The following is a 12,894-nucleotide window of genomic DNA, read 5'->3' as shown; positions in this document are numbered from 1 at the left end:
CGTAGCGCTTTCCCGTGCCGCAACGGTGATCCACGAAGGCTCACACGCGGCATACACGGTTTGCAGACGGTTCGCAGGCGGTCGTCGTTCACCGCGCCGTCACCCGATACGTATTCAGGATATTCATAATGGCTATTGTTGAAGTCAAGGTTCCCCAGCTGTCCGAGTCGGTCTCGGAAGCCACGATGCTGCAGTGGAAGAAGAAGCCCGGCGACGCTATCTCTGTCGACGAAATTCTCATCGAAGTCGAGACCGACAAGGTCGTTCTCGAAGTGCCGGCACCCTCCGCCGGCGTGCTCGTGCAAGTGATCGCGAACGACGGCGACATCGTCGTGGCCGATCAGGTCATCGCGAAGATCGACACGGAAGGCACCGCTAGCGCCGCTGCTGTCGAAGCTGAAGTGAAGCCGGCTCCGGTTGCGACGCCCGCACCGGCAGCAGCTCCCGCTCAAGCTGCATCCGCAACGGGTGCGAACACCGCGGCTTCGCCGGCTGCCGGCAAGCTGATGGCTGAAGCGGGCCTGTCGTCCGCCGACGTCGCAGGCACGGGCCGCGACGGCCGCATCACCAAGGGTGACGTGCTGAACGCAGGCCAGGCCGCTCCGGCTGCGAAGGCTGCACCGGCACCCGCTGCCGCACCGAAGGCTGCGAAGCCGTCGCTGCCGGAAGTCAAGGGCCCGGCATCGGCCGACCAGTGGCTGAAGGACCGCCCGGAACAACGCGTGCCGATGTCGCGTCTGCGTGCGCGTATCGCCGAGCGTCTGCTCGAGTCGCAGCAAACCAACGCCATCCTGACCACGTTCAACGAAGTGAACATGGCTCCGGTAATGGACCTGCGCAACAAGTACAAGGACAAGTTCGAGAAGGAACATGGCGTGAAGCTCGGCTTCATGTCGTTCTTCGTGAAGGCGGCTGTTCACGCGCTGAAGAAGTTCCCGCTGGTGAACGCGTCGATCGACGGTAACGACATCGTTTATCACGGCTACTTCGACATCGGTATCGCTGTCGGTTCGCCGCGTGGTCTGGTGGTGCCGATCCTGCGTAACGCCGATCAGCTGAGCCTCGCTGAAATCGAGAAGAAGATTGCCGAGTTCGGCCAGAAGGCCAAGGACGGCAAGCTGTCGATCGAAGATATGACCGGCGGTACGTTCTCGATCTCGAACGGTGGTGTGTTCGGTTCGATGCTGTCGACCCCGATCATCAACCCGCCGCAATCCGCGATTCTCGGCGTGCACGCCACGAAGGAACGCGCTGTGGTCGAAAACGGCCAGATCGTGATCCGCCCGATGAACTATCTGGCGCTGTCGTACGACCACCGCATCATCGACGGCCGCGAAGCGGTTCTGTCGCTGGTCGCGATGAAGGACGCGCTGGAAGATCCGGCTCGTCTGCTGCTCGATCTGTAATTGCCATCAGCCAGGTGCCGGCTTGTCGTTGCACAAACCGGCACCATCTGAGCAGTACGTCTTTCGCATTCCGCAGTACAGGAACGGTGCGCGCCACTAACTGTGGCCGCGCGCCGTTCCGTCATCAAAAGGATTGTCATGTCCAAAGAATTTGACGTCGTCGTGATCGGCGCAGGCCCTGGCGGTTACATCGCCGCCATCCGTGCAGCGCAGCTCGGCAAGACCGTCGCATGTATCGAAAAGTGGAAGAACCCGGCCGGCGCGTTGAAGCTCGGCGGCACGTGTCTGAACGTGGGTTGCATTCCGTCGAAGGCGCTGCTCGCGTCGTCGGAAGAGTTTGAAAACGCATCGCATCACCTCGCCGACCACGGCATCTCCGTGGAAAACGTCAAGGTCGATATCGCGAAGATGCTGGCCCGCAAGGAAAGCATCGTCGAGAAGATGACGAAGGGCATCGAATTCCTGTTCCGCAAGAACAAGATCACGTGGCTCAAGGGCCACGGCAAGTTCACCGGCAAGACGGACGCCGGCGTGCAGATCGAAGTCAGCGGCGAAGGCGAAGCCGAAGTCGTGACGGCGAAGAACGTGATCATCGCCACGGGTTCGAAGGCACGTCATCTGCCGAACATTCCGGTCGACAACAAGATCGTCGCCGACAACGAAGGCGCACTGACGTTCGACTCCGTGCCGAAGAAGCTGGCCGTGATCGGCGCTGGCGTGATCGGTCTGGAACTCGGCTCGGTGTGGCGTCGTCTGGGCGCGGACGTGACCGTGCTCGAAGCGCTGCCGGAATTCCTCGGCGCAGCTGACCAGTCGCTGTCGAAAGAAGCGGCCAAGCAGTTCAAGAAGCAGGGCCTGGACATTCACGTCGGCGTGAAGGTCGGCGAAATCAAGACGACCGACAGCAGCGTGTCGATCGCCTACACGGACAAGGACGGCAACGCGCAGACGCTCGACGCGGACCGCCTGATCGTGTCGATCGGCCGCGTGCCGAACACCGACAACCTCGGCCTCGAAGCGATCGGCCTGAAGGCGAACGAACGCGGCTTCATCGACGTCGACGACCACTGCGCGACGGCTGTGCCGAACGTGTACGCGATCGGCGACGTGGTGCGCGGCCCGATGCTCGCGCACAAGGCAGAAGACGAAGGCGTGCTGGTCGCGGAAGTGATCGACGGCCAGAAGCCGCATATCGACTACAACTGCATTCCGTGGGTGATCTACACCGAACCGGAAATCGCGTGGGTCGGCAAGACGGAGCAGCAACTGAAGGCGGAAGGCCGCGAGATCAAGACGGGTCAGTTCCCGTTCATGGCAAACGGCCGCGCGCTGGGCATCAACAAGGCGGATGGTTTCGTCAAGATGATCGCCGACGCGAAGACCGACGAACTGCTCGGCGTGCACATCATCTCGGCCAACGCATCGGACCTGATCGCGGAAGCCGTGGTGGCGATGGAATTCAAGGCGGCGTCGGAAGACCTCGGCCGCATTTGCCATCCGCACCCGTCGCTGTCGGAAGTCATGCGCGAAGCCGCGCTGGCCGTCGACAAGCGCGCGCTGAACATGTAATCACGCGCACGCCTGACTGAAAGCACTCTGGCATCACCACAAAGGCGGGCGGGTTCACTCCCTCCCGCCTTTCTTTTTGCAGCAACACCATGAACGTCACCGAATACTACGAAAAAGAACTGCAGACTCGCGGCTATCAGTCAGACCCGGCGCAGCGCGCGGCGGTCGACCGTCTGCAGCGGTGCTACGAAGAGTGGACCGAGTACAAGTCGCGTCGTTCGAACGCGTTCAAGAAGTTGCTCATTCACCCGGACCTGCCGCGTGGCGTGTACATGTGGGGCGGCGTAGGGCGCGGCAAGAGCTTCCTGATGGACAGCTTCTACATGCTTGCACCGCTGAATCGCAAGACGCGTCTGCATTTTCACGAGTTCATGCGCGAAGTGCATCGCGAACTGGAAGACCTGAAAGGCCAGGCCGATCCGCTCGACGAACTCGCGCGTCGCATTGCGAAGCGATATCGCCTGATCTGTTTCGACGAATTCCACGTGTCGGATATTGCCGACGCGATGATTCTGTACCGTCTGCTCGACAAGCTGTTCGAGAACGGCGTGCAGTTCGTGATGACGTCCAATTACGATCCGGACACGCTGTACCCGGATGGCCTGCATCGCGACCGTATGTTGCCGGCCATCGAGCTGATCAAGTCGAAGCTCGACGTGCTCAACGTCGACGCGGGGATCGACTACAGGCAGCGTACGCTGGCGCAAGTCGAGGTGTACCACTCACCCCTCAACGCGGCCGCCGACAAGGCGCTGCGCGACGCTTTCGGGCGTCTTGCCGCGGTTCCCGACGAGAGTCCGATCCTGCATATCGAGAAACGTGAACTGAAGGCGCTGCGCAAGGCTGATGGCGTCGTGTGGTTCGATTTCGCCACGTTGTGCGGCGGCCCGCGTTCGCAGAACGACTATCTGGAACTGGCGAGCCGCTTTCACGCAGTGGTCCTCTCCAGCGTGCCGCAGATGTCTGCGCGCATGGCCTCGGAAGCGCGCCGTTTCACGTGGCTGATCGACGTGTTTTACGACCACAAGGTCAAGCTGCTGATGTCCGCCGCCGTGCCGCCCGAGCAACTCTATGTTGACGGCCCGATGGCTAACGAATTCACGCGGACGGTATCGCGCATCGTCGAGATGCAATCGAAGGAATATCTCGACACGCCGCGCCGGATCGTCGACACCTCGTTGACCTGATACGGGATCACGTGACCCGCACACGCGGGTTGCGTGACATTGCCGGGGGTGCTTTTTCCATGCGCCTGGTGTCGTCCAGGCGCTGAACCGGCCACGCCAAACACCTTAATTTCAAGATTCAGATTGGTCTTATTCTCCGTGCGCGGAGGACTGGATATCTTTTGTCCTTCCTGTTTCTGACAAAGGAGTCAATCATGAATCTGCATCGCGATATTAACGACGAGGAATGGCAACGGGTCGTACCGCTGCTCCCTGAGTTGCGTCCGCGTTCCGAATTGCGTGGACGCCCGCTTGCCAATACCCGTTCGGTACTTAACGGCGTGCTGTGGGTCATGTATAGCGGCGCGACCTGGTCGGCCATGCCGCGCAAGTACCCGTCGTATCAAACGTGTCATCGTCGCTTCAAGGCCTGGTATGAATCCGGCGTGCTCAAACGTGTCACCGAGCAACTGGCTGGTTCCGCAAGTGAAGAGCTGTGCAATCTGATGGAAGCGCGCATGCGCACGCACGCGGGCACTGAGCAGAAGGGTATTTCGACAGCGAAGACCGCGAGCGTGGCGCCGTCGTTGTACACGCCGGCCAAAGCCAGGCCGCTGCCGCCGTCGCCGTCGCCGTTCACTTACGTGTCGCCGTTCAAGCACGCTGCATGACACGCACAATCCGGACACATCAAATAAAAAACGGCCGGACGATGATGATCGTCGGCCATTTTTTGTGAATCCTGACCGTGTCTACGGTCAGGCGTTAGCTCTGCCAGCATTCCCCGCATCGGGCTGTGAACCACAGTCCACTTTGGCCGGTACTTCGATGGGTAATTCCGGCAGCGGCTTCAGATCATCCGCGCATTACTGCTGACGCACCCAAGTCTGCGAACGGCCCAGCAGCGACACGCCGATATACCCGCGCACCACCAGCTTGTTTCCACCGTCTTCAAGATGCATCTTGCACTTGTAGATCTTGCCGTTTTCCGGGTCGAGAATCTGCCCGTGATCCCAGCCGTCGCCATCCTTTTTCATGTCGTTGATGATGGTCATGCCAAGAATCGGCTGATCCTTGCGTGCGTCGGTACATGCGGTACAGCGGCGATCAGGTTGATCGTTAGCGCCGAGTCCCTTGATAACCTTGCCGTTGAGCGAACCACTGCCGTCCTGCGTGATCTGCACGAGCGCTTTCGGCTGCCCCGTGCTGTCGTCGATGGTTTGCCACGTGCCCGCGGGCGTATCGGTTTGCGCCATCGCGGTGACGGCGCTGGCGAGCAATACGCCAGCAAGCGCAGCGTGTCGGGCGGTACGAACGGCGAGGGTGCGAGCGCGTTGAGTGAATTGCATGTTGTCTTCCTCCTTGATGAAGAACTGCGCGATCGTGGTCGCGCAGCGTTATCGGCATCTCGGGCGGCTTCAGTTTCAGGTCACCGTGATGCCTGGTACTGCCTCTCAGGTCTGCTTCAGCTACAACGGTTGGTGATGTGCAAGCCGTGACGCGGGCCGGAACCCGCTGACCATCGTGGTCGCTCGAGCGTAGTCTGCGCAGAATACGGGAAAGTGCGCGCGACGTTTGATAGTGGACCCTCTAATCAGGTCGCGGCACGTTTGGCAGTCGTCAATTCAGTTGGTACGAGAACGTTGCATTGATACGCGGGCTGCGCGACGGGCTTTCGACCGGCGCATCGCCGAGCGCCTTTGCCACCGACAGATCCAGCGTGTAGTACTTCGCATCCGAAATCCGGAAACCGAACGCAATCGACGAGAGCCGCGACGGCGACGGCGTACCCGCATGCAGGTAAACGCGAGCCATGTCGAACGAGACGTAGGGTACTAGCGTGCGCAGATACGTGAACCCCGGCGTGAACGGACGATTGACTTCGAAAATCGCGCCCCAACCCGAATCGCCCGATGCCTCGCCCGGTTGATAGCCCTGCGCGAACCGTTGCGCGCCGAACGAGATCTGCTCGGAAGTCGGCAGGGATACGGCGCTGTACTGCCCGGTCAGTGAAACGGAGGTGCCGATCTTCATCGGCCATTCGTTGGTCTGCGAGAAACTGGCGGCGCTCTTCACGAACGTGATCGACGCGGGATTGACCACAGGCGAGCCGGGCACGTTCGAGTCGCCGGATTTCGACGCGCCGAGAATGTCGAATGCCTTCGATACGGCGATGCTCGCGCGCCTCACCTGGCCGGTATCGACGGCGGTGTAGTCGGCTTGCAACTGCATCACGCGCACTTGCGAGCGAAAGCCGAGTTGCGCGCCGGTGACCTGGTTGTTGTAGCGATCTTCGTCGTGTGACGCATAAACCGAGGCCGTGCCGATCACGCTCCGTGAGTTGCTCAACAGCAGCGGATACGCAAGCGAGCCGCCTATCTTGTCGTTGATCACCGTGCGCTGAACGTAGCCGGGCAGGCCGGGATTGTCGACCGGATTGCCGCGATAGTGCGTCGCGTCGATCTTGCCGATCAGCCCGTTGCTGCCGATCGGCACGGCCGCGTGCGCGGCGAGATAGGTGACGTTGTCGCGTCCCTTCGGCAGCAGCGCCGACACGCTCAACTGTTCGCCGAGCGCGGTCAGCCCGTTCTCGGTGGCGGTCAGCAGACCCTGCACGCCCGGCTGGTTGAAGTTGACGCCGGCGCTGAAGTCGAACGGTTTGCGATCCACCTTCAGTTCGAGCGTGGTCGCGCCGTCGGTGTTCTGCGGCGGGGCCACGTTGGCGGCGACCTTGATCCCCGGCAACAGGCCGAGCACGTTGATGTAGCGCTCGAAGGTCGCGCGCCGCAACGGCCGGTCGGCGACGATGTGGTCGGCGATCGCACGAATCTTGTCTTCGACCGCGCCTGGTCTGCCGGTCACCTTGACGGCCGACACGTAGCCTTCGACTACCGTCACGCGCACGACGCCGTCCGCGAACGATTGCGCCGGAACGAACGCGAACGAGAGCGCATAGCCGCGCTCCTGGTACAGCTTGGTGACGCCGTTGGCGACTTCGATCAGCTCGCCGATCGTGATGTCCTTGCCGACAAGCGGGGTGAAGCGTTGCGCGACTTCATCGAACGGAATGGACTTGACGCCCTCGACCTGCACGCGCGTGGGCGTCAGATGGCGGGCGAGCAGTTCCTGAAGTTGTGGAGCTTGTTGCTCGACCTGCACGGTCACGCTTGGACCGCGATCGGGAGCCTTGACTTGCGGCAGCGAATCGAGCGGATTACCGCCGACTGCCGTACCGCCGGGACGGGACTGCGCATGTGCTTCCATTTGCAACGTACTCGCCGCGAGCGCCGCGAGCAAAAGGGTCCATTTGCTGCCGTACCCGAGTTTCATCGGATTTTCCTCGTATGCCGTTCTTGTGTCGCGGGCGCGCCGCCTGGCCGGGCTGGTCGCGATCGCTTATGTGAGGCTCGATGCTTACTGCCATGCTTGCCTGTATTACGTCACGCGCTCCGCGCAGCTTGAGCGTGTGAGGAAAAAAGCGGAATACGTGTTGAATCGAATCGTAAATGCGTGATGCATGTGCGCTGTTTGTGCACTGTCCGGCGAGATTCACTACGGTACATCTCGCCGGACAGTACGGGCATGCGCATCGCATCGTTACGATCGATGCTCAGGCTAACTACTTAGGCAAACTACTTATGACTCACCGGGACCAGGCTGCCGAGGAGGGTCGTCAAACCGTTCGTCGCGCTGCTGGAACCGCTCGCGCTACCTGTTGAACCTGCCGCCGAACTGAGCGTGCCGGTCAACGTGGCGACCAGCGATGTCACCGGTGACAACAGTTGTCCGGCGCCGCTGCCCGAGGCGCTACCCGATGCGCTGCCCGTCAGACCGGTGAGGGTGCTGGTGAGCGTCGTCAGCGGATTGGATGTACCGGTGGCGCCGGTCGTGACGCTCAGCACCGACGTCAGCGAGCTCAGCGGCGTGCCGTTCAGTGCAGACGTCAGCGAACTCAACGGCGTGCCGCTCAGCGCCGAACTCAGGCTGGACAGCGGCGAACCGCCGAGCAGCGACGACAGCGAGCCAAGCGGATTGTTGCCGAGTCCGAGGCTCGCGAGCGAGCTTTGCAGCGGGCTCAGCGGATTGACGCTGGTGGCCGTCCCGGGCGCAACGACCGCGGTCGTGCCGCCGACCAGGCTCACGATCAGACCCGGAATCGGATTCGCGCCGTTCGGCCCGTTCGGATTGATCAGGCCACCTGCGTTCGTCACCGTGTTGCCGAGCGAGCTGACCAGCGTGCCGACATCGGTGCCGAGCGGGTTGCCAGTCGTCGAGCCGACCTTCGATCCCGCCGAACTCAACGCGCCGCCAACCTGCGCGAGCACGCCGCCGAGCGGAGCGCCGAGGCCGGTCTGCGTGCCGACGGTCTGCGTGACAAGGCCGGCGGTTTGCACGATCGGCGTGATCGCGGTGCTGATCGGCTGCGTGACCTGCTGCACCGGCGCGGACGCCAGCACGTTGCCGAGCGTTGCGCCACCTGCGTTCAGTGCGCCGGCGGTGGTCGACAGTACGCCGGCCAGCGGCGTGGTGACCGGCGACAGCGGCGCGAGATTGCCGGCGCCGAGCCCGCCGACGGCGGTGCTCAATCCCTGCACGACGCCGCTCGTCGAGCTGACCACCGAGCCGAGTCCGGCGACGGTCGTGCCGACCGGGTTCGCGGTGGTGCCGGTCTGGCCGACGCCGTTGCTGACCGCATCGGCGAGGGAAGTCAGCGTGCCGCTCGTGCTCGACACCGCATTGCCCAGCCCTTGCGTGACCTGCGGGCTGAGGCCCGGAATGGTCTGCGAGGCGATGGTGCTGCCGAGATCGCTGGTGGTTTGCGCGGCGGCGGTGGCGAGACCGGTGGTGCCCTTGGTCGTGGTGGTGGTCGTGCCGGTGCTGGTCGAACCGCTGCCACTGCCGCTACCGGTGCCTGACGTGGTCGGCGGCGCGCTGACGGTGCTGCCGCCACACGCCGCGAGCAGGGCGGCGACCGCCACGGACACGGCGACCAGCGGTGCGCGCAACGACGACACGGTCGCGCATGCCGCAGGGAGAGTAAAAAAACGTTGAGTGGACATGTGTGCTCCTCTGTGTCTATCAGTTGTTGTGTGCGGGTGTTTTCAGTGCGCCGTTGCCACAGATGTCTGAGCGGCGCGGCCCAGGTCAGGCAGGAGCCCCGGCGGATCCGGGCGCGGCTGGCGGGCCGCGTACCGGAGCCGGGTCTCGGCAGCTTGTTCGCGAGGTCTGAGCGTCGCGACAGGGCCGCTTATTTCTTCGTCAGTCCACCGAGCAGGCCAGTGACGAGCGAGGTCACCGGAGACAGCGGATTGCTCGCGGTTCCTTTGCCGCTGGTCGCCGACAGTGCGACGCCGGTGCCCGACGTGGTGGCGGAGGCGGTTGCCGACGATGTCGTCGCCGCTGCCGTGGTGGTGACGCCGCCGAGTGCGCCGGTCACGGAAGTGAGCAGGCCGGTGACGGGAGCCAGCGGGCTGCTGGTGCCGCCGGTTGCGCTGCTCAGACCGCTCGTCACGGTGGTGAGCAGGCCGGTGACCGGAGCCAACGGGCTGCTGCTGGTGCCGCCGGTCGCGCCGCTCAGACCGCTCGTCACGGTGGTGAGCAGGCCTGTGACCGGAGCCAACGGGCCGCTGCCGGTGCTTCCGGTGGCGCCGCTGATGCCGCTAAGGCCGCCGGTCAGGCCGCCCAGCGTCGTGGTCAGCGCGGACAGCGGGTTGGTGCTGGTGCCGCCGGTCAGCAGGCCGCCCACCGAGGCGACGGTCGTGCCGGTTGCGGTGACGGTCTGGCCGAGCGCGGTCGTGACCGGGTTGTTGCCGGTCGAGGCGAGCAGCGTGCCGGCTTTGCCGAGTCCGCCGCCGACCGTGGAGAGCAGCGTGTTGACCGGTGCGCCGAGACCTGTCACGGTGCCGACCGTTTGCGTGGTCGCGGCGACCATCGACGTAATCGGGGTGATCGCGGTGCTGAGGGTTTGCGTGACCTGCTGGACCGGACCCGTCGAGAGGGCGGTCGTGAGCGTACTGCCGCCGTTGGTGACCGCTGTGCCGAGCGTGCCGACGACCCCGCCGAGCGGCGTGGTCAGCGCGGCCAGCGGCGCAAGCGGGCCGCTGCCGAGGCTCGTCACGAGCGCGCCGGTATCCGTGACCGCGTTGCCGACCTTGCCGACCACACCGCCGACGCTTGCCACCGTCGTGCCGACTGCGTTGTTGCCGGTGCCGAGCTGTCCGAGTCCCTGCGACAGACCGGTGGCGAGCGTCGACACTGCCGAGCCCACATCCTGCACGACCTGGCCGGTGGCCTGAGTGGTTTGCGTGCTGACGACGGGCAGGGTCTGCGAGCTGATCACCTGGCCGACGCCAGACACCGTCTTGCCGAGGCCGTCGACGATGCCGCTCGCGTCGTTAGTCGTGGTGCCGAGTGCGTTTGCGATCGGCGTCGTCGTGGTGGTGCCGGTACCCGAGGTGCCGCCCGTGTCGGTCGTGGTGGTGGTCGTCGTGGTGCTCGGATTGGAGCCGGAACCGCCCGAACCCGACGAACCGCTGCCGCTGCCCGTGGTGGACAGCGTGCCGCTGCCGGATCCGCTGCCGCTGCTGCCGGTGCCAGTGCTGAGACTTCCGCCGCCGCCGCAGGCGCCGAGAGAAAGCATCGCGGCGATGCTTGCCGCAATCAGGGTTGCCCGTACGGTGGTGCTGGTCGTTTGAATGTTCATGTCGCCCTCGGATCGCATGTGTTATTGGGTGTCGCTGCGAACCTATCTCTGCATGAGCCGTGCCATTTCGACAGACCAATCAGCAGGATTTTCTGGCGATAAAGCGCTCGGCCCGATGCGGCGAGGCTTTGCGTGAATTTGATGGAGTGGGCGCTAAACGGAAATCCGTTCTTTAAACGCGTTCTGGCGGCGCGTTATGTGGTCCGCGTAACGTAACGAGCCGCGCTCGCCGTTACGGTGTACGGCGTAACGCAAATGCCGGGGGAGGGTCGGCGTGCTTGAAACGTTCTGTTCAAACGGTTATTTAGGGTAGCGAATCTAACTAATGGTTATTCCTATGTAATGAAATCCGGAAATTGCCGTTAACCCGGGTAAGGATACAAAAAGCATACGGATTGCGGTTTCTGGCATAGGACAATTGCTTAAATAACATTGTTCGGCTATAAAACCCAAAAGCATCACGGATTGATCAGGGAGGTTCGTTATCGAACAGACTGAACCAAAACATCCGTTTTACTGAGCAACGCTGCAGGATGGACTACCGCAACGCAATCAGCAGCACCAGGAATGAGAGACCGGGTGCCGTAGCGTGAGCAGGGGTTCGATGGGTAGAGCAGCACAAAAGACACGAAATAAATCAAGTCCGAGGGTCAAAATGAAAAAGTTCACACAACGCTTCCTGAGAGATAACAAAGGCGTGACGGCCATTGAGTACGGGCTGATCGCGGGTCTGGTCGCGCTGGCTATCGCCGGAGCGGTGTCCACACTGAGCGGGAATCTCACCTCCGCGTTCACCGCGATCGCCGCTCTAATCGCGCCGGCTAAATAGCGCAAGGCAACCGTTAAACGTCCGCTGAAACGGCTGAGGCGGTTGCGGTCATTGCAACCGCCTGCTTCTACGGCGTTTTAACGCATCGTTGTATTGATTAATGCGAATTGCATGGCAATTCGCATTGCGTTGCTTCGCCTGTCGAGCGCGAAATGAATAACTCCGCCGGTATTTTTTTATTTATTGCCTGGGCCACGGTTGTCGCAATTAGCGATTGCCGCGCCCGGCGTATTTCTAATTTAATCGTTTGCGCCGGTTTAGCGGCGGCATTCGGCTGCGCGTTATTTCAATGCGGGCCTTTTGGCATTTCTTTACTGCATTCCGGTATCGGTGCGTCGGTCGGACTGATTGCGCTGTTGCCGTTTTTCGCGCTGGGCGTGATGGGTGCCGCCGACGTGAAAGTCTTCGCCGTCCTCGGTGCATGGTGCGGCATGTCCGCATTGCCGGGCTTGTGGATCGCGGCGAGTCTCGCGGCCGGCGCGCACGCAGTGTGGCTCGTGGCGACGAACTGGATGACACGCACAAGCCGCCCGCGATTCGCCAGCGCAGGCCGTCTGACGGGCGCGACGTTCGAACTGGGCGGTAAGGCTTCGACGCCTTATGCCGCGTGTCTCACGCTTGCGTCACTCGTGTGGCTCGTATGGCATGCAACGGGCGGGGTGGCGCGATGACTCTTCGCGAAGCCCACGCAGGTTCAGCACGGCGCCCGCGCCAGCCGTCCAGGCGCGCGCAGTCACGCCGCACGCGCACGCAGCGCGGCGCCACTGCGATCGAATTTGCGATGGTGTTCCCGCTGTTCTTCGCGATCCTGTACGCCATTGTCACGTTCAGCGTGATTCTCGTGGCGCAGCAGAACCTGACGCTCGCAGCGTCGGAGGGTGCGCGCGCCGCGTTGAACTGGCAGGCCAATAGCAGCATGGCAGGCGCGCTCGCCGCGCGAGCAACCGCCGCCTGCGCCGCAGCGCAACTGATGACCACGCAACTGGTAGGCAAGGCGATGCAATGCACGTCCACTTACGCAGCCTGCGGAACCGGCATGCAATGCGTGAACGTGGTGCTGACCTACAACTACAGCGCCCATCCGCTGGTGCCGCCGCTGCCGGGGCTGCACCTGGTCACGCCGAACCAGTTGATCAGCAACGCCACCGTCCAACTCAACCCGGAGAACATTCAGTGATGTACGCGCCGGCTTCCAGCCTTTCTGTCCGTGAGCGCGTGTCC

The 12,894-nt window shown here is 62.9% G+C and carries 12 protein-coding genes; 8 read left to right on the top strand and 4 right to left on the bottom strand.

The window, feature by feature from the left end; genetic code table 11:
* The first annotated feature begins 128 nt into the window (after nt 1-128).
* The 4 genes from odhB (at nt 129) to ABH945_RS08000 (ending at nt 4,812) form a co-directional block, all read left to right on the top strand.
* Complete coding sequence (odhB, locus tag ABH945_RS08015) at nt 129-1,406, top strand: 2-oxoglutarate dehydrogenase complex dihydrolipoyllysine-residue succinyltransferase (RefSeq protein ID WP_074763756.1); 1,278 nt, start codon at nt 129-131, stop codon at nt 1,404-1,406.
* 138 nt (nt 1,407-1,544) lie between these two features.
* The gene (gene lpdA / locus ABH945_RS08010; protein ID WP_429250216.1) at nt 1,545-2,975 is read left to right on the top strand and encodes a dihydrolipoyl dehydrogenase; all 1,431 of its coding nucleotides are present in this window, start codon (nt 1,545-1,547) and stop codon (nt 2,973-2,975) included.
* A gap of 89 nt (nt 2,976-3,064) precedes the next feature.
* On the top strand, nt 3,065-4,162 hold the full coding sequence (gene zapE, locus ABH945_RS08005) for a cell division protein ZapE (RefSeq protein WP_074763757.1): 1,098 nt from the start codon (nt 3,065-3,067) through the stop codon (nt 4,160-4,162).
* 194 nt (nt 4,163-4,356) lie between these two features.
* Nucleotides 4,357-4,812 carry a transposase gene (locus ABH945_RS08000; RefSeq protein ID WP_429250215.1) on the top strand — a complete coding sequence of 152 codons (456 nt, stop codon included), beginning with the start codon at nt 4,357-4,359 and terminating at the stop codon, nt 4,810-4,812.
* A 195-nt stretch (nt 4,813-5,007) separates the two neighbouring features.
* Here the strand turns inward: ABH945_RS08000 and ABH945_RS07995 are convergent, their stop codons facing one another.
* Nucleotides 5,008-5,490, bottom strand: coding sequence for a DUF2147 domain-containing protein (locus tag ABH945_RS07995; RefSeq protein ID WP_074763759.1), 483 nt, complete (start codon nt 5,488-5,490; stop codon nt 5,008-5,010).
* On the opposite strand from ABH945_RS07995, the gene ABH945_RS07990 reads away from it, so the two are divergent.
* Nucleotides 5,489-5,626, top strand: a complete 138-nt coding sequence (locus ABH945_RS07990) for a hypothetical protein (protein ID WP_171910207.1) — start codon at nt 5,489-5,491, stop codon at nt 5,624-5,626. The two genes, ABH945_RS07995 and ABH945_RS07990, sit on opposite strands and share 2 nt — an antisense overlap.
* Before the next feature lie 135 nt (nt 5,627-5,761).
* Here the strand turns inward: ABH945_RS07990 and ABH945_RS07985 are convergent, their stop codons facing one another.
* The 3 genes from ABH945_RS07985 to ABH945_RS07975 form a co-directional block, all read right to left on the bottom strand.
* Nucleotides 5,762-7,471 carry a ShlB/FhaC/HecB family hemolysin secretion/activation protein gene (locus tag ABH945_RS07985; protein WP_429250214.1) on the bottom strand — a complete coding sequence of 570 codons (1,710 nt, stop codon included), beginning with the start codon at nt 7,469-7,471 and terminating at the stop codon, nt 5,762-5,764.
* A gap of 302 nt (nt 7,472-7,773) precedes the next feature.
* Complete coding sequence (locus tag ABH945_RS07980; protein WP_429250213.1) at nt 7,774-9,201, bottom strand: collagen-like triple helix repeat-containing protein; 1,428 nt, start codon at nt 9,199-9,201, stop codon at nt 7,774-7,776.
* Between the two features lie 188 nt (nt 9,202-9,389).
* Nucleotides 9,390-10,844: a collagen-like triple helix repeat-containing protein gene (locus tag ABH945_RS07975; RefSeq protein WP_429250212.1), complete on the bottom strand. Its 1,455-nt coding sequence runs from the start codon at nt 10,842-10,844 to the stop codon at nt 9,390-9,392.
* Between the two features lie 655 nt (nt 10,845-11,499).
* Here ABH945_RS07975 and ABH945_RS07970 point away from each other — a divergent pair.
* From ABH945_RS07970 to ABH945_RS07960, 3 genes are all read left to right on the top strand, one after another.
* Nucleotides 11,500-11,673: a Flp family type IVb pilin gene (locus ABH945_RS07970; RefSeq protein WP_429250211.1), complete on the top strand. Its 174-nt coding sequence runs from the start codon at nt 11,500-11,502 to the stop codon at nt 11,671-11,673.
* Between the two features lie 152 nt (nt 11,674-11,825).
* Nucleotides 11,826-12,344, top strand: coding sequence for an A24 family peptidase (locus ABH945_RS07965; RefSeq protein ID WP_429250210.1), 519 nt, complete (start codon nt 11,826-11,828; stop codon nt 12,342-12,344).
* Nucleotides 12,341-12,850 (top strand): TadE/TadG family type IV pilus assembly protein, encoded by a 510-nt coding sequence (locus ABH945_RS07960; RefSeq protein WP_074763765.1) that lies wholly within the window; start codon nt 12,341-12,343, stop codon nt 12,848-12,850. Before ABH945_RS07965 ends, ABH945_RS07960 begins: the two co-directional genes overlap by 4 nt.
* Nucleotides 12,851-12,894 lie beyond the last annotated feature (44 nt).

The organism is Paraburkholderia sp. GAS333, assembly GCF_050435665.1.
GTDB classification, from domain to species: Bacteria; Pseudomonadota; Gammaproteobacteria; order Burkholderiales; family Burkholderiaceae; genus Paraburkholderia; species Paraburkholderia fungorum_A.
Note: the sequence above shows the minus strand (reverse complement) of the source record. Positions and strands in the feature narration are given on the sequence as shown.